Annotated in this window: 17 protein-coding genes; 5 read left to right on the top strand and 12 right to left on the bottom strand. The window is 72.0% G+C overall.

Annotation, left to right across the window (positions count from 1 at the left end; genetic code table 11):
- Entirely contained in the window at window positions 1-483 is a 483-nt protein-coding gene (locus ACIRSS_RS01740; protein WP_400889467.1) for a helix-turn-helix transcriptional regulator, read from the bottom strand.
- Window positions 484-843: 360 nt separating this feature from the next.
- The gene (locus ACIRSS_RS01735) at window positions 844-1,011 is read right to left on the bottom strand and encodes a hypothetical protein (RefSeq protein ID WP_400889465.1); all 168 of its coding nucleotides are present in this window, start codon (window positions 1,009-1,011) and stop codon (window positions 844-846) included.
- A 103-nt stretch (window positions 1,012-1,114) separates the two neighbouring features.
- Here ACIRSS_RS01735 and ACIRSS_RS01730 point away from each other — a divergent pair, with 103 nt between their 5' ends.
- Window positions 1,115-1,888: a crotonase/enoyl-CoA hydratase family protein gene (locus tag ACIRSS_RS01730; protein WP_400889464.1), complete on the top strand. Its 774-nt coding sequence runs from the start codon at window positions 1,115-1,117 to the stop codon at window positions 1,886-1,888.
- Window positions 1,889-2,103: 215 nt separating this feature from the next.
- On the top strand, window positions 2,104-2,646 hold the full coding sequence (locus tag ACIRSS_RS01725; RefSeq protein WP_400889462.1) for a GNAT family N-acetyltransferase: 543 nt from the start codon (window positions 2,104-2,106) through the stop codon (window positions 2,644-2,646).
- Here the strand turns inward: ACIRSS_RS01725 and ACIRSS_RS01720 are convergent.
- Together ACIRSS_RS01720 and ACIRSS_RS01715 are read right to left on the bottom strand one after the other, a co-directional pair.
- Window positions 2,643-3,779 (bottom strand): CaiB/BaiF CoA transferase family protein, encoded by a 1,137-nt coding sequence (locus ACIRSS_RS01720; protein ID WP_400889460.1) that lies wholly within the window; start codon window positions 3,777-3,779, stop codon window positions 2,643-2,645. The genes ACIRSS_RS01725 and ACIRSS_RS01720 overlap by 4 nt on opposite strands.
- 11 nt (window positions 3,780-3,790) lie before the next feature.
- Window positions 3,791-4,942 carry an acyl-CoA dehydrogenase family protein gene (locus tag ACIRSS_RS01715; RefSeq protein WP_400889458.1) on the bottom strand — a complete coding sequence of 384 codons (1,152 nt, stop codon included), beginning with the start codon at window positions 4,940-4,942 and terminating at the stop codon, window positions 3,791-3,793.
- Between the two features lie 94 nt (window positions 4,943-5,036).
- Here ACIRSS_RS01715 and ACIRSS_RS01710 point away from each other — a divergent pair, with 94 nt between their 5' ends.
- The 3 genes from ACIRSS_RS01710 (at window position 5,037) to ACIRSS_RS01700 (ending at window position 8,505) form a co-directional block, all read left to right on the top strand.
- On the top strand, window positions 5,037-5,654 hold the full coding sequence (locus ACIRSS_RS01710) for a TetR/AcrR family transcriptional regulator (protein WP_400889456.1): 618 nt from the start codon (window positions 5,037-5,039) through the stop codon (window positions 5,652-5,654).
- Window positions 5,655-5,738: 84 nt separating this feature from the next.
- A complete protein-coding gene (locus ACIRSS_RS01705; RefSeq protein WP_400889454.1) occupies window positions 5,739-6,782 on the top strand; it encodes a hypothetical protein in 1,044 nt (347 codons plus the stop codon).
- Window positions 6,783-6,894: 112 nt separating this feature from the next.
- Complete coding sequence (locus ACIRSS_RS01700; protein ID WP_400889452.1) at window positions 6,895-8,505, top strand: succinic semialdehyde dehydrogenase; 1,611 nt, start codon at window positions 6,895-6,897, stop codon at window positions 8,503-8,505.
- Window positions 8,506-8,511: 6 nt separating this feature from the next.
- Here the strand turns inward: ACIRSS_RS01700 and ACIRSS_RS01695 are convergent, their stop codons facing one another.
- The 8 genes from ACIRSS_RS01695 to ACIRSS_RS01660 form a co-directional block, all read right to left on the bottom strand.
- The gene (locus ACIRSS_RS01695; protein ID WP_400889450.1) at window positions 8,512-11,535 is read right to left on the bottom strand and encodes a helix-turn-helix transcriptional regulator; all 3,024 of its coding nucleotides are present in this window, start codon (window positions 11,533-11,535) and stop codon (window positions 8,512-8,514) included.
- 62 nt (window positions 11,536-11,597) lie between these two features.
- On the bottom strand, window positions 11,598-11,804 hold the full coding sequence (locus ACIRSS_RS01690; RefSeq protein ID WP_372668430.1) for a hypothetical protein: 207 nt from the start codon (window positions 11,802-11,804) through the stop codon (window positions 11,598-11,600).
- Between the two features lie 158 nt (window positions 11,805-11,962).
- Complete coding sequence (locus tag ACIRSS_RS01685; RefSeq protein WP_372668432.1) at window positions 11,963-12,166, bottom strand: DUF397 domain-containing protein; 204 nt, start codon at window positions 12,164-12,166, stop codon at window positions 11,963-11,965.
- Between the two features lie 12 nt (window positions 12,167-12,178).
- Window positions 12,179-13,081 carry a helix-turn-helix domain-containing protein gene (locus tag ACIRSS_RS01680; RefSeq protein WP_400889447.1) on the bottom strand — a complete coding sequence of 301 codons (903 nt, stop codon included), beginning with the start codon at window positions 13,079-13,081 and terminating at the stop codon, window positions 12,179-12,181.
- 379 nt (window positions 13,082-13,460) lie between these two features.
- Window positions 13,461-14,357 (bottom strand): acyl-CoA thioesterase II, encoded by an 897-nt coding sequence (gene tesB, locus ACIRSS_RS01675; RefSeq protein ID WP_372668434.1) that lies wholly within the window; start codon window positions 14,355-14,357, stop codon window positions 13,461-13,463.
- 36 nt (window positions 14,358-14,393) lie between these two features.
- Window positions 14,394-15,818 carry a pyruvate kinase gene (gene pyk / locus ACIRSS_RS01670; RefSeq protein WP_400889445.1) on the bottom strand — a complete coding sequence of 475 codons (1,425 nt, stop codon included), beginning with the start codon at window positions 15,816-15,818 and terminating at the stop codon, window positions 14,394-14,396.
- A 263-nt stretch (window positions 15,819-16,081) separates the two neighbouring features.
- Window positions 16,082-16,747: a DUF2461 domain-containing protein gene (locus tag ACIRSS_RS01665; RefSeq protein ID WP_400889443.1), complete on the bottom strand. Its 666-nt coding sequence runs from the start codon at window positions 16,745-16,747 to the stop codon at window positions 16,082-16,084.
- 56 nt (window positions 16,748-16,803) lie between these two features.
- Window positions 16,804-18,027, bottom strand: coding sequence for a glycoside hydrolase family 18 protein (locus ACIRSS_RS01660; RefSeq protein ID WP_400889441.1), 1,224 nt, complete (start codon window positions 18,025-18,027; stop codon window positions 16,804-16,806).
- Window positions 18,028-18,156: the final 129 nt, after the last annotated feature.

Here is an 18,156-nt window from a genome sequence, read left to right as displayed (position 1 = left end):
TCAGGCGGACTTCTGCTGCCGCGCGAGCCGCGCGACGCACCAGGCCGGGGCGCTGCCGCGGCGCAGGTGCTGCAGGACGGTCATCGGCCCGAGCCGGCGGCTCAGGTCGGACGGCGCGAGCCCGGCCGCCCGGTAGTCGAGGGCCCGCTGGTCGAGCGGGCTGAGACCGGCGTCCCACCACTCCTCGGCCTCGGCGACGCCGCCGACCATCTGCCACCAGCCCGCGGCGGCGGTGAGGAGCTCTTCGGGCACGTCCGGCAGGCGGCTGCGCATCGCCGCGAGGTAGCCGGGGTCGGCCGACTCGACGGGGACGAACCGGGACTGCCCGGTCCGGGCGCGCTGACCGGGGATGCCCGGAGCCGGCGCCGGCGCGTCGGCCAGCCACGCGGACGCGATGCGGTCGACCTCCTGCTCTTCGGGGGTCTGCTCGCGCTCGGCGGCCCACTGCCGGATCAGCGCGTCCACTCCGGGATCTCCGGTCATCCCTGCCTCCTTGTAGGTCCCCGACGGACAGGCCCTGACGCCTGTCCCACGCGGTGGTGCCGCACGCACCAACCTGCACCTTGCTGAGTGGAAACTGCCTGCGTACCGGGGGTCTCCGGGGGGAGGGCGAACCACCCGATCACGCAATGTGAGCACCGTAGGGCCGGGGTGGTCTCCTTCGCCAGACCCCGGCAGGCACGAATTCGCCGACCTGCGCGTTTTCGGCCGCAATCCACCCGGATGGTCGAGTGCTGGGGTCCGAAATCCGAGATTGGTGACACTCAGTGATTTACCGTCCGCTAACACACAGGGTGACGACCGGCGCCGCGGTTCGCGGGGCCGGTGAGCGGTGCGCGGAGATCAGGAGAAGAGCGACCGGAAGAACGTGACGATGGCTTCGGCGCCGTCCTTCAGCCAGCCGAGGACGCGGTGCACGAAGTCGGCGGACTGGTTGGGCTGGGTGATCAGGAAGAAGAGCACGAGCGCGACGACGCCCACGATGAGAACCTTCTTCATGCCGCTCGACATGGGCTTCCTCCCCGGCTCGCCGCGCCCGTCCTGGGAGTGGCCACGCCAATACTCTAGGCAAGGCGTGCCCCGAAGACACCCCGACGAACCCCGAGGAGCGGCGATGACCCGGAACGTGCTGGTCGAGCGCGACGGCGAAGTGACGACGGTCACCATCGACCGCCCGGCCGCCCGCAACGCCGTCGACGGGCCGACCGCGGCCGAGCTGGCCGAAGCGTTCCGCGAGTTCGACGCGGACCCCGGCGCAGCGGTCGCGGTGCTCACCGGATCGGGTGGCGCGTTCTGCGCGGGCGCGGACCTCAAGGCGATCGGCACCGACCGGATGAACCGCACTCACCCGGACGGGGACGGCCCGATGGGCCCGACCCGGCTGCGGCTCGGCAAGCCGGTGATCGCGGCGGTGCACGGGCACGCCGTGGCGGGCGGGCTGGAGCTGGCGTTGTGGTGCGACCTGCGGGTCGCGGACGCGACGGCGGTGTTCGGGGTGTTCTGCCGTCGCTGGGGCGTGCCGCTGATCGACGGCGGGACGGTGCGGCTGCCGCGGCTGATCGGCCAGTCCCGGGCGATGGACCTGATCCTGACGGGCCGGGCGGTCTCGGCGGAGGAGGCGTTTTCGATCGGGTTGGCGAACCGCCTGGTGCCGGCGGGCGAAGCGGTCTCGGCGGCGCAGGAGCTGGCGCGGCAGCTCGCGGCGTTCCCGCAGGCGTGTCTGAGGGGTGACCGGTCGTCGGCGCTGGAGCAGTGGGGGAAGTCCGAAGAGGACGCGTTGACGGCGGAGTTCGGCGCGGCGATGGGCGCGGGAGTACTGGCGGCCGAGGCGGTAGACGGCGCGGCCCGTTTCGCGGGCGGCGAGGGGCGGCACGGCAGCTTCGGCTGAGCCGAAGGGCGCGCCCGGCTCACGCCCGCTCGGCTACGCCCGCCACAGCAGCTTCGGCCGAGCCGAAAGGCGCGCTCGGCTCACACCGGCCGGCCACGCACGCCGGCAACCGAGGCGGACGCGCGCCGACCACCCTCCGCAACCCCGGTTCACCGGACCGGCTGGATCGCGCGCCGTCCCCTCTGTTCCGGTCAAGTGGCCGATAAGGTCGTCCGATGGACGACGATGTCGACAGAGTCGTGCTCCGGCCCGTGGCCGAAGGCGATCTCGACCTGCTGGAACGTCTGACCAACGATCCCGTCGGCGCCGGGGAGCACCAGTGGTTCGGCTGGCACGATCCCGGCTACCTGCGCCGCCGGTGGCTGGAGACCGGCATGCTCACCGCCGAGACCGGCATGCTCGTGCCGACGCTCGGCGGCCGCGTCCTCGGGCTCGTCTCCTGGCACCGCAGCCGGACCGGGCCCGCGGCCTACTGCTGGAACGCCGGTCTCGTCCTGGCGCCGGAAGCACGCGGCCACGGCTACGGCACGCAAGCCCAGCGCCTGCTCGTCGAGTACCTCTTCGCCCACACCCAGCTCAACCGGGTCGAAGCGACGACCGAGATCGGCAACCGCGCCGAACAGCGCTCGCTCGAGAAAGCCGGCTTCACCCGCGAAGGAGTCCTTCGCGGCTTCGACTTCCGGGACGGCGAGTGGCGCGACCACGTCATCTACTCGGTCGTGCGCTCCGACCTGGCCAAGAATCGAGCGCAGACCTAGGCGATCGCGCCCGCCGAACGCAGGGCGCCGAGGTCCGTGACGCCCAGTTCGGCGAGCACGGCTTCGGTGTCGGATCCCTTGGCACGCGGTGCTTCCGGCGTCGACGGCGGGGTGCGGTCGAACCGCGGCGCCGGGGCCGGCTGGACCATCCCGCCGATCTCGACGAACGTCCCGCGCGCCGCGTTGTGCGGGTGCGACGCGGCTTCGCCCGGGGCCAGCACCGGTGTCAGGCACGCGTCCGTCCCGGACGCGCGGGCCACGAGGTCGTCACGCGTGTACTTGCCGATCGCCGCCGCGAGGATTTCGCGGAGGCGGGGCCACTGCGTCTTGTCCACGTGCAGGGGCAGCGAATCCGGGTCCAGTTCGAGGACCTTCACCAGGTCGCCCCAGAACCGCATCTCGATCGCGCCGACGGCGACGTACTTGCCGTCCGCGGTCTCGTAGGTGTCGTAGAACGGGGCCCCGCCGTCGAGCATGTTGTCGCCGCGTTCGCCACCCCAGAGCCCGGCGGCGGCCATGCCGTGCAGGCTCGTGGTGAGCAGTGCCGCGCCGTCGACCATCGACGCGTCGACGACCTGCCCGCGACCGGAGGTGTTCCGTTCGTACAGCGCGGCCAGGATGCCCATCGCCAGCAGCAGCCCGCCGCCGCCGAAGTCGCCGACGAGGTTGAGCGGCGGCACCGGCCGCTCGCCCGCGCGCCCGATCGGCTCGAGCGCGCCGGCGATGCCGATGTAGTTGATGTCGTGGCCGGCCGCCGTGGCCAGCGGGCCGTCCTGGCCCCAGCCGGTCATCCGGCCGTAGACCAGCCGCGGGTTGCGGGCGTGCACGACGTCCGGGCCGAGGCCGATCCGCTCGGCGACGCCGGGGCGGAAGGGCTCGATGAGGACGTCGGCGGTGTCGCACAGCTTCAGCACCAGTTCGACGCCTTCGGGCGTCTTGGTGTTGATGCCGACCGTCCGGCGGCCGCGGGCGAGCGGGTCGGTCGGGATGCCGAGCACGTCCTCCCCCGGCCGGGCGCGGTCGACGCGGACGACGTCGGCGCCGAGGTCGGAGAGGATCATCGTGGCGAACGGCCCGGGCGCGAGGCCGGCGAGCTCCACCACCTTCAGGCCGCTGAGCGGACCTGCCTTCATGTCGGGTCCTTTCAGAGCGAGCGGGAGATGATTTCCTTCATGATCTCGCTGGTGCCGCCGAAGATCCGGGAGATGCGGACGTCGGCCCACGCGCGCGCGATCGGGTACTCGGTCATGTAGCCGTAGCCGCCGAAGAGCTGGACGCAGTCGTCGATCACCTTGTTGACGCGCTCGGTCGTCCACAGCTTCGCCATCGCCGCGCCCTGCACGTCGAGCTCGCCCTTGAGGTGGCGTTCGATGCACTGGTCGAGGAACGCCCGCGCCACCGCGGCCTCGGTGGCCGCCTCGGCGAGCTTGAACTTGGTGTTCTGGAAGGAGAACAGGGGACGGCCGAACGCCGTGCGCTCCTTGGTGTACTCGAGCGTGAGGTCGACGGCGGCCTCCAGCCCGGCCACCGCGGTGACGGCGATGATCAGCCGCTCCTGCGGCAGCTGCAGCATCAGCTGGAAGAAGCCCTGGCCCTCGGCGTCGCCGAGGAGGTTGGCGGCGGGCACGCGGACGTCGTCGAAGAACAGCTCGGCGGTGTCCTGGCCCTTGAGGCCGACCTTGTCGAGGACGCGGCCGCGGCGGAAGCCGGGCGTGTCGGTCTCGACCACGATCAGCGAGACGCCCTGCGCGCCCGCGTCCGGGTCGGTCTTCACCGCGACGACGACCAGGTCGGCGTGGAAGCCGTTGGTGATGAAGGTCTTCGCGCCGTTGATGACGTAGTGGTCGCCGTCGCGCACCGCCCGGGTCTTGATGCCCTGCAGGTCGGAGCCGGTGCCCGGTTCGGTCATCGCGATCGCGCCGACGAACTCGCCGGTGGCCAGCTTCGGCAGCCACTCGCGCTTCTTCTCTTCCGAGGCGTAGGCGAGCAGGTAGTGCGCGACGATTCCGTTGTGGACGGTCACGCCCCAGGCGCTGTCGCCGGCCCGGGCCTGCTCTTCGTAGAGCACGGTCTCGTGGGCGAACGTGCCGCCGCCCCCGCCGTACTCCTCGGGGATGGACAGGCAGAGCAGCCCGACCTCGCCGGCCTTGGTCCAGAACTCGCGGTCGACCTTCTTCTCGGCCGCCCAGCGCTCCTGGTGCGGCACGGCCTCCTTCTGCAGGAACGACCGCGACAGCTCGCGGAGGTCTTCGAGCTCGGTGGTGCTCCAGGAGCTCTTCGGGAGTTGAAGCGGCACGGGACCCTCCTGCTGGAAAACATGACGATCAGCATGTAAGTTCTCTGCGGAATGTACATCCGTACCGGCCTGTAGGTAAAGCAGGGAGGCCGCGGTGACCGAGACGGCGCACCGGACCCAGGCGCAGCGGCGCGAGCAGACCCGCACCGCGCTGCTCGACGCGACCATCGACTGCCTGGTCGACCTCGGCTACGCGCGCACGTCGGTGCAGGAGATCTGCGCCCGGGCGGGCGTGTCGAAGGGTGCCGTGCAGCACCACTTCACCGCGAAGGCCGAGCTGATGGCGGCCGCCGTCGAGCACCTGACGACGAAGCTGCGACGCCGGCTCGCGGCCTCCTTGGACGAGCTGCCCGGCGGCGGCACCGGAGTCGCCGCGGCGATCGACCTGCTCTGGACCGGCTACTCGGGCACGCTCTCGACCGCCGTCACCGAGCTGTGGGTCGCCGCCCGCACCGACCCCGAGCTGCGCGCGGCCATCCACCCGGTCGACCGCGCGCTCGGACGCGCGACGCTCGAACACGTCACCCAGGTCGCCGGGGAGCTGCCGCCCGAACGCGCGGAAATGCTGTTCTGGCTCACCGTGAACCTGACCCGCGGGCTGGCACTGGACGCCGAGCTCGGCGGCGACCCGAACCGGCGGCGGCAGCTGCTGGCGGAGTGGAAGCGGATCGCGGTCCTGCTCTACGAGGACGCAGCCACTGGGCCAAGCTGACCAGCGGGGCACCGCAAGGGCTGGAATACCCCTTATCCGCCCGGCGGATTCGTGGTCCAATCCCCCCGAAAGAGGGGAGCTTCCATGACCGCCACGCCGTACCAGAACCCCTACGGCCCTCCCCCAGGCCCGCCGCCGCCGCAGCCGCCGCGGCCGGCCGCCGACCCCGGCGCGCGCCTGCGGCTGATCGCCGCGATCGTCGGTGCCGTCGCCGCGGTGGTCGTGCTGGCCGGGTCGTTCTTGCCCCAGACCAAGTTCGAGCAGATCGTCAGCGGCAAGACCGAGAGCAGCCAGACGGTCAGCGCCTGGACGCGCTCGTTCGACGTCGAGCCCAGCGACGAGGCGAAGAAGTTCTACGAGAGCACCCACGTCGCGCGCTACGGGATCCCGCTCTCGGCCGGCGCGCTGGTGCTGCTGGCCGGAGCCGGCCTGGCGTTCGCGGGCGCGCGGCGCTCGGCGGGCAACGGCGTGCGCTCGGGCGCCCGGACGGCGCTGGTCGCGGGCGGCGCGGGCGTGGCCGCGGCGGTGTGGATGCTCGGCATGGACGTCTCGGCGACGTTGAGCTACGGGTCCGACGACCAGACGATCAAGTCGGTCTACTCGACCGGCCTCGGGTTCTGGGTCCTGCTCGGCGGCGGCGCGCTGGCCGCGGTGACGCTGGTCCTCGCGGTGCTGGCCGGCCGGCAGGCGCCGGCCACCGCGCCGACCGGACCCGCCGGGCCGGGTGGGCCGGGTGGACCGGGTGGACCGCCGCCGGGGCCGTACGGCGGGCCGTACCAGCAGCAGTCGAGGCCGTACCCGGGGCCGCCGCAGCAGTTCGGGCAGCCCTACCCCGGCGCGCAGCCGCCCCCACCGCAGCAGCCTTACCCCGGCACGCCGTCGTCGCAACCGTTCCCGGCGCAGAGCGGGCCGGCTTCGCAGCCCTTCCCCGCGCAGAGCGGACCGCCTTCACAGCCCTTCCCCGCGCAGTCCGGGGAGCCGTCGCCGCCGTTCCCCGCGCAGTCCGGCGGGCTGTCGGCGCGGCTCGAAGACCCCTACGGTGGCGCGACGCAGGCCCACCCGCCGCCGAAGCAGGAACCGACCGAGCCGAACTACCAGCTCCCGCCGCTCAACCCGCCCAATACGTGAAAGATATTCATATCAGGCTGGACATCTGACGTACCGACGGTATGGTGTACTCGTCGGTAACCCCTGCGCGGCGTCGCGCCCGGACCTCCGGACGCCGCGGAACGGAGACGTCATGACCAGCACGACCCCCGCGAACGCGCTCGAAGACACCACCCTGCCGGCGACCGTCGGCGGGGTCGCCGGGGCGCCCGGCTCGGCGCGGGCCGCGCAGCTCGTCGCCCGCGTGGCCGGGGGCGCCGACTCGGCGCCGATCCGCATGAACGCGCCCTTCACCGGGCAGCCGATCGCGACGCTGCCCCAGGCCACCGACGCCGACGTCCGCGCGGTGTTCGACAGCGCTCGCACCGCCCAGCGCGCCTGGGCGGACCGCTCCCCCGCCGAGCGCGCCCGCGTCCTCACCCGGCTGCACGACCTCGTGCTCGCCCGGCAGGACGAGGTCCTCGACCTGGTCCAGGTCGAGGCGGGCAAGGCCCGGCTCGACGCATTCGACGAGGTCAGCGCGACGGCGCTGGTCGCGGCCTACTACGGCAAGCACGCGGCGAAGATCCTCGCCCCGCGCCGGGTCGCGGGCGTCATCCCCGGCCTGACCCGCGCGGGCGAGATCCGCCACCCCAAGGGCGTCGTCGGCGTCATCTCGCCGTGGAACTACCCCTTGGCGCTCACCGCGATGGACGTCCTGCCGGCGCTGGCCGCGGGCAACGCCGTGGTGCAGAAGCCGGACAACCAGACCGCGCTCTCGGCGCTGTGGCTGCACGAGCTCGCCGAGGAGGCCGGGCTGCCGGCCGGGACGTGGCAGATCGTGCTCGGCCGCGGCTCGAAGATCGGCACCGCGCTGGTCGAGGAGTCGGACTACCTGTGCTTCACCGGCTCCACGCCGACCGGCAAGGAGCTGGCCGGGCAGGTGGCGAAGCGGCTGACGTCGTACTCGCTGGAGCTCGGCGGCAAGAACCCGATGATCGTGCTGCCCGACGCCGACGTCGCGAAAGCCGCGACGGGCGCGGTGACCGCGTGCTTCTCCTCGGCGGGCCAGCTGTGCGTGTCGGTCGAGCGGATCTACGTCCACGAGGACATCCGCGACGAGTTCACCCGCGCGTTCGTCGCGCGGACCGCCGCCCTCAAGCTCGGCGGCGCGCTGGACTACCACGCCCAGATGGGGTCGCTGACGTCGGAAGAGCAGCTCGCCGCGGTGTCGGCGCACGTCGAGGACGCCCGCGCGAAGGGCGCGTCGGTGCTCACCGGCGGCCGCGCGCGGCCCGACCTCGGCCCGCTGTTCTACGAGCCGACCGTGCTTTCCGGCGTCACCCCGGACATGCTGCCGTTCGCGGAGGAGACGTTCGGGCCGGTCGTCTCGATCTACGGCTACACCGACGTCACCGAGGCCATCGACCGCGCCAACGACACGCCGTTCGGGCTCAACGCCAGCGTCTGGTCGCGCAACGGCCGTGCGGGCTGGGAGGTCGCGGCGCGGCTGAAGGCGGGGACGGTCAACGTCAACGAGGGCTACGCGGCGACGTTCGGCAGCGTCGGCGTGCCGATGGGCGGCATGAAGGACTCGGGCGTCGGCCGCCGCAACGGTGCCGAAGGCCTGCTGAAGTACACCGAGTCCCAGTCGATCGCGCTGCAGCGCGGACTGGCGCTGCGGCCGCCGAAGCGGGTCCCGGGTTCGCTGTGGTCGCGCGGCATGACGGTCGGCCTCAAGGCCCTGCGCCGCCTGCCGCGCTGACGCCCCTCACGCGTGTTCGGCCGTGGGCGCCGTGAGGAGCCCACGGTCGTACGCGATCGCCACCGCCTCCGCGCGGCGGCTCGCGCCGAGCTTCGCCATCACGCGGGACAGGTGCACGCTGACCGTCTTCTCGCTGATGTACAGCTCTTCGCCGACTTGCCGGTTCGTGCGGCCCAGGGCCACGCGCTCGAGGACGTCGCGCTCGCGGTCGGTCAGCGGGTCCGCCACCGTGCGCGCCGGCGCCAGGGGTTCGGCGCCGGCCAGCTCGACGCGGGCGCGGTGGGCCAGGTCGCGGACGGCGTCGCGCAGCGGGATCGCGCCGAGCCGGACCGCCACCGCGTGGGCCGCTTCGAGCGAAGGGCCGGCGTCGCCGTCCGCCGCCAGCAGCGCTTCCGCTTCGTGCCAGCGGCAGACCGCCTGCTCGTAGACGGCGCCGTAGCCGAACGCCTCCGCCGCGGCCGCCCACTTCCGGGCGTCGCCCCGGCCGGTCAGGCAGGTCGCCGCGGCCTCCAGCCGGGCCAGCCAGGCCCGGCCCTCCGGCCCGAGCGTCCCCGACCGCGGCTGCCCGACGACCGAGCACATCCGGCCGTGCGCCAGCAGCCGCTCGCCCGCCGCCACCGCGGCGCCGGCCGCGGCCTGGTCGCCGTGGACCCGGGCGGCGGCGGCCTGCGCGGCCGCGGCGGACACGCCGAGGGCGGCCATCCGGATGCCCGCGAGCAAGCCGGGTTCGATCCGCTCCAGCCAGCCGATGGTGTCTTCGGCCTGGCGCATCGCCTCGGCGTGGTCGCCGCGCCAGTACGCCAGCTCGATCCCGGCGGCCCCGGCCGACAGCGGGATCTGGATGTCCGCGGTCCAGTGCTGCCGCAGCCCGGTGATCAGCTTCGCGGCGACGTCGAACCGGCCGCGGGCCACGACGAACTGGGCCCAGATGGCCTGGATCCGCGCGGCGACCGCGCTGGACACCCCGCGGCCGGTCCGGCCGGCGCTCTCGTCCGGCCAGTCGCCCATGACGTACCGCAGGACCAGCTGCCCCGCCCGCAGTTCGAGCCCGAAGGTGCTCCAGCTCAGCCCGGCTTCTTCCGCGCGCGCGACACCGCGTGAAGAATGCTCCAGCGCTTCGGCGAACTCGGCCTGGTCGAGGTAGCTCAACGCGTGGAAGTAGGTCGCGCGGATCTCGGTGTTCGGGGCCCCGGCGTCGCGGGCCTTCCGCTCGGCCTTGCGCAGCCACTCGCGGGCCTCGGCGGCGTCGCCGCGTGAATCGGCCAGCGTGCCCAGCGTGACCAGGGCCGACGCCTCCGCACCCGCCGCCCCGACCGCCTGCGCGTCGGCGACCGCGGCGCGCGCGCTGTCCAGCGCCGCCTCCGGCTGTTCGAGGATCCGGAGGAACCCGGCCCGGCTGGCCAGCACCCAGGCGCGCGTCCCGCTCGGCTCGGTGTCCTTCACCAGGTCCCACGCCCGGTCGATCGCCTCGACCGCCTCGTCCAGGGTGCCTTCCAGCGCCAGCAGTGCTTCCGCCAGCCGCCGCCACGTCTTCGCGGCGCGGTCGGCCGAGGTGTCCGGGGTCAGCGCCTGGGTGGCCGAGCGCGCGAACGCGGCCGCCCGCTCGGGCTCGCCGGACGTGCCCGCGAAGTAGGACGCCTCGTGCAGCAGCCGCAGCTCGTCGAAACCCTCGGGCCGGTCGGCGGCCGGCACGGCGTCCCAGATGGACAGTGCCTGCTCGACGTGCCGCAGCGCCGACCCGGGCGCGCCGAGCTTCTCGGCCTCGTCCATCGCGCGCAGCAACGCCGGCAGCGCGGTGACCAGGTCGCTGCTCTGCATCGAGTGGTAGGCCAGCTTCGCGTCGTGCCCGCGGCCCTGCGGCCGCGCCGCGATCCGGGCGGCGTACCCGGCGTGCGTGCGCGACCGCTCCCCCGGCAGCAGGTCGCCGTACACCGCTTCCTGCAGCAACGCGTGCCGGAACGTGTAGGAGCCGTCGGCGAGGACCACCAGGACGTGGTGCTGGACGGCTTCGCGCAGGGCCTCGTCGAGCTCCAGCTCCCCCAGCCCGGAGACCTCGGCGAGCGCCGCGTGCATCACCGGCTCGTTGGCCACCGAGATCACCCGGGCGACCCGGCGGGTGTCCGGCGACAGCCGCTCGAGCCGGGACAGCAGCACCTCGGCCAGCCCGGCGGGCAGGTCGCTGCACTCGGTCTGGGTGGCGAGGAGCTCCTCGGCGAAGAACGGGTTGCCCTCGGAGCGGGCGACGATGTCGGCCACGATGTCGGTGGAAAGCGGCTCGTCGGCCAGCGCCTCGACGAACTTGCGCGCGTCGGCGGCCCCGAACGGGTGCAGGTCGACGCGTTCGACGGTGGCGAGCCGGAACAGCTCGGACAGCAGGCCGCGCAGCGGGTGGCGCCGGTGCACGTCCTCCTCGCGGTAGCTGCCCACGACCAGCAGCCGCTGCGCCCGCAGCCGGCTGAGCAGGAAGGACAGCAGGTTGCGGGTCGAGGCGTCGGCCCAGTGGAGATCCTCGAGCAGGATCACCACCGGGCGCGACTCCGAGATCTCGGTCAGCACCCCCAGTACCGCGTCGAACAACTGCAGCTGACCGAGATCCTGCTCGGGCCGGGGACGCACCATCGTCTCCCGGTCGGTCGAGGTCATCGGCGAGTGTTCGGCCGGGCGCGGTTCCTCCACGCCCTGGCCCTGCGGCAGGAGCCGCCCGAGCGCGGGGCGCAGGCGCACCGCGGCGGCCACCGCCGGGTCCGCCGAGCTGCCCAGCGGGGCGAGCGCTTCGGCGAACGGAAGATAAGGAAGACCGCCTTCGCGGACGTCGATGCAGCGGCCGGTGAGCACCAGCCCACCGCACGCCTCGACGTGCTCGGCGAGCGCGGTCAGCAGCCGGGTCTTGCCGACCCCGGCGTCCCCCGAGAGCAGCACCGCGCCGGCCTCGCCTCGTTCAGCACGGGCGAAGGCGGCGCGGAGCCGCCGCATCTCGTGGGTACGGGCGACGAGCGGGATTCCGGAGCCGAGTCGGGGCACGAGGAGCATTCTTGCCTACCCCACCGACAGTTTCCGACCGCTTATCGCCTTCGACACCATCTCGCCGCCCCTTACCGGGCGGTTTCGACGCCGGCGGTCTCCCGCGCGGCCTCGCGGCGCTGCTGCGCCGGTACCTCGACGTCCGTCCTCGTGGCCCTGAAGTGCCGGGCGGCGCGACGGGCGCGGGCGGCCCAGGCGCTGCGCCCGGCCTTCCGCAGTTCCTCGGCCCGGTAGGCGGCTTCGGCTCGGACCGCGTCCAGAAGCAGATCGCTGTGCATCGTGTTCCCCTGTCCCTGAGTTCTCCGGTTTGGTAGTACTCAGGTTCGTCCTGAGGGGGCACCTCAGGCATCGGGTGATCACGTGGCCCTGGTCGCGAAAAGACCCCTTACTCCCGGCCGAGCCCAGCTCGACGGGGGTAAGGGGTCTTCGAAACGCCTCAGTCGTGCGCCGGGCCGCCGGTCCGCACCGCGGCCAGCAGCCCCCGCCAGCCCGACGCGGGCAGGCGGAACGCACCACCTTCGGGGTCCTTCGAGTCGCGCAGCGCGGCTCCGCCGTCGACGAACGCGACCTCGACGCAGTCGTTCCCGCCACCGCTGTGGCTGCTCTTGCGCCACCGCGCCCCGGAGAATCCGTCTTCCATCGTCCCCACTCCTTACTGTGTCCTCGGTTCCAGTTGCTGCACCGGAGCCGGTACGGCCGCCTGTTCGGCGAACCGTCCGGCGGCCTCGGCGATCAGGTCCACCGAGTCGTCCGGCTTCAGTGCGGCCGCGCGCAGATGGTCGAACATCAGCCCGTAGCGCCGGACGTCTGTGGGTTCCTCCAGGTAGAGGCCGCTCGACGTGCTGTCGTCGACGTAGACGACGTCCGGGTCGGCCTGCTCCGGGAAACCCATGATCAGGAAGGGGCCTTCCATACCCGGGTGCGCGCCCGCCCCGAACGGCACCACCTGGATGGTCACGTTCGGCTTCTCGGCGACGGCGACCATGCGGTAGAGCTGCTCGGCCATCACCTCGGGACCGTCGACGACCCGGCGCAGCACGGCTTCGTCCATCACGGCCCAGTACTCCGGCGGCGGTGTGTCGGAGAGCAGCTCCTGGCGGGCCATCCGGGCGGCGACGCGGCGGCGGATCTCGGCGTCCTCGGCGTCCGGCCGCAGCGCCCGGATCACCGCCCGGGCGTAGCGCTCGGTCTGCAGCAGCCCGGGCACCAGCAGCGCCTGGAACGCGCGCAGCGAGCTGGCGTCGGCCTCGAGCCCGACGAACGTCCCGGTGAAGACCTCGTTGTAGGCGTGCCACCAGCCGCGCTTGCGGGCTTCCCTGGCCAGCTGGACGAGCGCTTCCTGCTCGTCGCCGGTGATGCCGTAGAGCGCCAGCATGTCGCGGGCGTCGCGCGGGGTGACCCCGACGTGGCCGGTCTCGATGCGGCTGATCTTCGACGCCGAACACTCGAGCTTTTCGCCCACCTCGTCGATCGTGAGGTCGGCGGCTTCGCGCAGGCGGCGCAGCTCGCCCGCGAGCCTCCGGCGGCGAACCGTGGGGCTCTGTCCCCTTGCCATGGCGCACCTCCGGGATGTCGTCGGCGTCGTAGCCGAACGCTCGCTGCCAGTATCCAACATGAACGGTCGAGTAATCGCACGGCACCGATTACCGGACCCGGTCCCGCGTCGTCTCTGCAATTTGCAAAATGCTTCTGTATGCTCGCACCCTGCGCGATGACAGGACGCGACAAGGGCCCGGCGGGCTTCTCCCCCAGCCCCTCGCTGAGCCTGTGATCAGCGTAGACGATGACCGGGCGGTACGCCGCGCGGTCAACGGCGGAAGAGGCCCGGGGCCGTCCCCCGATCGGTCCCGGACCTCTTCTCGGCCTTGATGCCCTATTGACAGAATGATTATTCCGCCCATTTGTCGCCCGTAAGGGTGATTTCCCGACGGGCGTCAGAGGACGCGCAGGAGTCCTTCTTGGACGACCGTCGCGATGAGCGTGCCGTCCTCGGCGAAGAACCGTCCCGTGGCCAGGCCCCGGGCGCCGGACGCCGTCGGCGAGACGCTGTCGTAGAGGAACCACTCGTCGGCGCGGAAGGGCCGGTGGAACCAGAGCGCGTGGTCGAGGCTCGCGCCGAGCACCTTGTCGGTGTCCCAGTAGACGCCGTGGCGCGCGAGCACGGAGTCCAGCAGCGTCATGTCCGAGGCGTAGGTCAGCACGCAGACGTGCAGCAGCTGCTGGTCGGGCAGCTTGCCGTCGGCGCGCATCCAGACCTGGTTGCGCGCGGGCAGCTCCCCGGTCTCCCGGGTGACCCACGGCGGCTCGTTGACGTAGCGCAGGTCGATCGGGCGCGGCCGGCTGTGCGCGCCGATCGCGTAGCCCTCGGCGCGTTCCATCAGCGTCGGCAGCGTCTCGGGCGCGGGCACGCCCTCCGGCATCGTCTCGGCGTGCTCGATGCCCGGTTCGTCCTTCTGGAACGACGCCGAGAGCGAGAAGATCGCCTTGCCGTGCTGGATCGCGACGACCCGGCGGGTGGTGAACGACCGGCCGTCCCGGATGCGGTCGACCTCGTAGATGATCGGGACGCTGGGGTCGCCGCCGCGGATGAAGTACGCGTGCAGCGAGTGGACCCGGCGCTCCTCGGGGACCGTCCGCCCGGCCGCGACCAGCGCCTGGCCGGCGACCTGCCCGCCGAACACCCGCACCGGCGAGTGGGCGGGCGAGACGCCGCGGAAGATGTTCTCCTCGATCTTCTCGAGGTCGAGCAGCGCGATCAGGCGGTCCAGCACCGGCTGGCCGCCACCCGGGATCTCCAGTTCGGTGGCGGCCGTCCTGGCCATTTCAGTCATGGCCAGACCCTATGTGCTGCGGGGGCGGGACGTCCCTTATGCGTGGTCGTCTTCACCGAGGCGGTGCACGTGGATCAGGTTGGTCGAGCCCACGGTGCCCGGCGGGGAGCCGGCGACGATGACGACCAGGTCGCCCTTCTGGTACTTGCCCATGTCGAGCATGGCGTGGTCGACCTGCTGGATCATCTGGTCGGTGGACTCCACGCGCGGCACGATGTGGGTGTTGGTGCCCCAGGTCATCGACAGCTGGCTGCGCACGCAGTCCTCCGGCGTGAAAGCCAGCAGCGGCAGCCGCGTGTGCAGCCGCGCGAGGCGGCGCACGGTGTCGCCGGACTGCGTGAAGGCGACCAGCGCCTTGGCGTTGAGGCGCTCGCCGATGTCGCGGGCGGCGTAGGAGATCACGCCGCGCTTCGTGCGCGGGACGTGCGTCAGCGGCGGCACGATCGGCGAGTCGGTCTCGACCGCTTCGACGATCCGGGCCATGGTCTGCACGGTCTCGATCGGGTACCGGCCGACGCTGGTCTCGCCGGACAGCATCACCGCGTCGGTGCCGTCGAGCACCGCGTTCGCGACGTCGGAGGCCTCGGCGCGGGTCGGCCGGGAGTTGTTGATCATCGACTCGAGCATCTGCGTCGCGACGATGACCGGCTTCGCGTTCTCGCGGCAGATCTGGATGGCGCGCTTCTGCACCAGCGGGACCTGCTCCAGCGGCAGCTCGACGCCGAGGTCGCCGCGGGCGACCATCACCGCGTCGAAGGCCAGCACGATGGCCTCGAGGTTGTAGACGGCCTCGGGCTTCTCGATCTTGGCGACGACCGGCAGCCGGCCCTTGCCGACCCGGTCCATCACCTGGTGGACGAGGTCGATGTCGGCGGGCGAGCGGACGAACGAGAGGGCGATGAAGTCGACGCCCAGCTCGAGCGCGAACTCGAGGTCCTCGATGTCCTTCTCGGACAGTGCCGGCACGGAGACGTCCATGCCGGGCAGCGAAACGCCCTTGTTGTTGCTGACCGGGCCGCCTTCGGTGACCTCGCAGACCACGTCGGGGCCCTCGACGCCCTTGACCACCAGGCCGACCTTGCCGTCGTCGACGAGCAGGCGGTCACCGGGCTTGGCGTCCTTCGCCAGGCCCTTGTAGGTGGTCGAGACGCGGTCGTGGGTGCCGGCGACGTCCTCGACGGTGATCCGGACGACATCGCCGTTGTGCCACTCGACCGGCCCGCCGGCGAACGTGCCCAGGCGGATCTTCGGGCCCTGCAGGTCGGCGAGGATGCCGACCGCCCGGCCGCTCTCGGCGGCGGCGGCCCGGATGAGGTCGTAGACCTCCTTGTGGTCGCCGTGGCTGCCGTGGCTGAAGTTCATCCTGGCCACGTCCATGCCAGCGTCGACGAGGGCCCGCATCTTCTCCGGCGTAGCGGTGGCGGGGCCCATGGTACAAACGATCTTCGCGCGTCGGCTCACGTTCGCACAGCGTAGTCCCTCTTCGCGCGTTCGTCTGTACCGATCCCGAAAAGTTCAGAGAAACTGTTCAGAAACCGGTCCCGTCCAGGGGGCATCTCCTGCATTGCGCATTCGGGGTCGACAGCTGGCTGTATTGGTCAGCCGGGTGACCGGCGGCTTGCCGCCGGTGGAGCTGTGGGGTCGACGCAGGTCAGGGTGGGGACATGGAGGCCTCCGGCGGGTGAAGCGGTTCCCAGACAGCTCCACTTCCCTGGACATCACGGCTAGCGGCGCGGCAGCTCGCTGGGGCCGACCCGGTCGCGGGCCCATTCGTTGAATTCGCGGACCTGCCGCCACGCCTTCTTCACCCGCTCGAGGGCGCCCCGCTCGTGCAGGACGTCGTCCGGCTCCCAGACGCGGACGGCGTAGACCGAGCGGTAGCGCAGCAGGTCGAGGCGGGGGTGGTCGGCGTCGAACCCGCGAGGCTTCGACTTCAGCCGGTCGCCGCGGATCTCCCAGCCGGCCTTCTCGAGCTTCTTCAGGATCTTCTCGAGCGCCTCGCCGTGCAGCTCGGTGTCGACGGCCTTACGGAACCGTGCGATCTGGTCGGACGCGAGGTGGAAGCAGCCACCGCCGACGCGCAGGCCCTCGGGCCCGACCTCGACGTAGTAGGCGCCGCCGCCACGGCCCTGTTCGATCACCGCGCCGCAGTGGGTCTTGTAGGGCGTCTTGTCCTTGGCGAACCGGACGTCCCGGTAGGGGCGGAACACCTTGGGCTCGCCGAAGCCGTCGGAGAACTCCGGGGCCAGCTCGGCGAGCAGCGCCTCCATCGGGGCCCGGACGTCGGACTTGTAGGTCTCGACGTGGTCGTCCCAGTAGGGCTTCGAGTTGTCCTCCACGAGGCCGTCGTAGAAGTCGACGGCGTACTCGCCGAATCCGCTGAACTTCACGGGGAGGAACGATAATCGGGGGCACCGACGGTTCCCGCGCCGGTGCCCCCGGGGTCCTACTTGGCGACCGCCGTGATCAGCTCGCCGTTCGTGGTGTCGCCGGACAGCTCCCAGAACATCGCGCCGCCGAGGCCCTGCGTCTTCGCGTAGGAGATCTTGCCCGCGATCGTCGACGGGGTGTCGTAGCTCCACCAGTTGCTGCCGCACTTGGCGTACGCCGTGCCGGCGACCGTGCCGGTCGACGGGCACGAGGTCTTGAGCACCTTGTAGTCCTCGATGCCCTGCTCGTACTTGCCCGGCGCCGGGCCGGTCGCCGTGCCGCCCGGGGCGCTCTGCGTGACGCCCGTCCAGCCGCGGCCGTAGAACCCGATGCCCAGCAACAGCTTGCCGGCCGGGACGCCCTTGCCCTTCAGCTTCTGGATCGCCGCGTCGGAGTAGAAGCCGGCGGTCGGGATGCCGGAGTACGACGTCAGCGGCGAGTGCGGGGCCGTCGGGCCCTGCGCCGCCCAGGCGCCGAAGTAGTCGTACGTCATCACGTTGTACCAGTCGACGTACTGGGCCGCGCCGCCGTAGTCGGCCGCGTCGATCTTGCCGCCGCTCGTGCCGTCCGCGGTGATCGCCGAGGTGACGAGCTTCGAACCGAACTTGGCGCGCAGCGCGGCCATCAGGTTCTTGTACGCCGCCGCGCCGCTGGTGTCGCACGACAGGCCGCAGGAGTTGGGGTACTCCCAGTCGATGTCGATGCCGTCGAAGACGCCGGCCCAGCGCGGGTCGTTGACGAGGTTGTAGCAGGAGTTCGCGAACGCCGTCGGGTTCTGCGCGGCCTGTCCGAAGCCACCGGACCAGGTCCAGCCGCCGAACGACCACAGGACCTTAAGGCCGGGGTGCTTGGCCTTGAGCTTCTTGAGCTGGTTGAAGCTGCCGGCGAGGGGCTGGTCCCAGGTGTCGGCGACGCCGTCGACGCTGCCCGCGGCGTCGTAGGTCTTCTGGTAGTCGGCGTAGGCGTCGCCGATCGCGCAGCCGCCGTTCGTCACGTTGCCGAACGCGTAGTTGATGTGGGTCAGCTTGCTCGCCGAACCCGACGTCTCGATGTTCTTGACGTGGTAGTTGCGGTCGTAGACACCCCACTCGGTGAAGTAGCCGACCACCTTGCCGACGGACGCCTCGGTCGCCGCGGTGGCGGCCGTGGCCTCCGGGACGGTCGCGGCGCCCGCGACCAGGCCCGCGGCGGCCGCCACGGTCAGCAGCGCCGAATAGCTCTTCCTGCGGAAACGGGACATGCGTTCTCCCTCCGGAGAATTACTCACGGCGACGGTGCCGGAGTGGTGGGGACCACACCACCGTAAGTGGACTAGACCACTAGGTCAATGGTTCAGACCAAGCAGCCCGGTGGTCGGCCCGTGCATTCC

This window comes from Amycolatopsis sp. NPDC101161 (assembly GCF_044768185.1).
Lineage (GTDB): Bacteria > Actinomycetota > Actinomycetes > Mycobacteriales > Pseudonocardiaceae > Amycolatopsis.
The sequence above is the reverse complement of the archived record's forward strand: the minus strand, read 5'-3'. Positions and strand labels throughout refer to the sequence as shown.

Coding starts and splice junctions, on each gene's coding strand:
- ACIRSS_RS01740 (WP_400889467.1), bottom strand. CDS start 483: ATGACCGGAGATCCCGGAGTGGACGCGCTGATCCGGCAGTGGGCCGCC.
- ACIRSS_RS01735 (WP_400889465.1), bottom strand. CDS start 1,011: ATGTCGAGCGGCATGAAGAAGGTTCTCATCGTGGGCGTCGTCGCGCTC.
- ACIRSS_RS01730 (WP_400889464.1), top strand. CDS start 1,115: ATGACCCGGAACGTGCTGGTCGAGCGCGACGGCGAAGTGACGACGGTC.
- ACIRSS_RS01725 (WP_400889462.1), top strand. CDS start 2,104: ATGGACGACGATGTCGACAGAGTCGTGCTCCGGCCCGTGGCCGAAGGC.
- ACIRSS_RS01720 (WP_400889460.1), bottom strand. CDS start 3,779: ATGAAGGCAGGTCCGCTCAGCGGCCTGAAGGTGGTGGAGCTCGCCGGC.
- ACIRSS_RS01705 (WP_400889454.1), top strand. CDS start 5,739: ATGACCGCCACGCCGTACCAGAACCCCTACGGCCCTCCCCCAGGCCCG.
- ACIRSS_RS01700 (WP_400889452.1), top strand. CDS start 6,895: ATGACCAGCACGACCCCCGCGAACGCGCTCGAAGACACCACCCTGCCG.
- ACIRSS_RS01695 (WP_400889450.1), bottom strand. CDS start 11,535: ATGCTCCTCGTGCCCCGACTCGGCTCCGGAATCCCGCTCGTCGCCCGT.
- ACIRSS_RS01690 (WP_372668430.1), bottom strand. CDS start 11,804: ATGCACAGCGATCTGCTTCTGGACGCGGTCCGAGCCGAAGCCGCCTAC.
- ACIRSS_RS01685 (WP_372668432.1), bottom strand. CDS start 12,166: ATGGAAGACGGATTCTCCGGGGCGCGGTGGCGCAAGAGCAGCCACAGC.
- ACIRSS_RS01680 (WP_400889447.1), bottom strand. CDS start 13,081: ATGGCAAGGGGACAGAGCCCCACGGTTCGCCGCCGGAGGCTCGCGGGC.
- tesB (WP_372668434.1), bottom strand. CDS start 14,357: ATGACTGAAATGGCCAGGACGGCCGCCACCGAACTGGAGATCCCGGGT.
- ACIRSS_RS01660 (WP_400889441.1), bottom strand. CDS start 18,027: ATGTCCCGTTTCCGCAGGAAGAGCTATTCGGCGCTGCTGACCGTGGCG.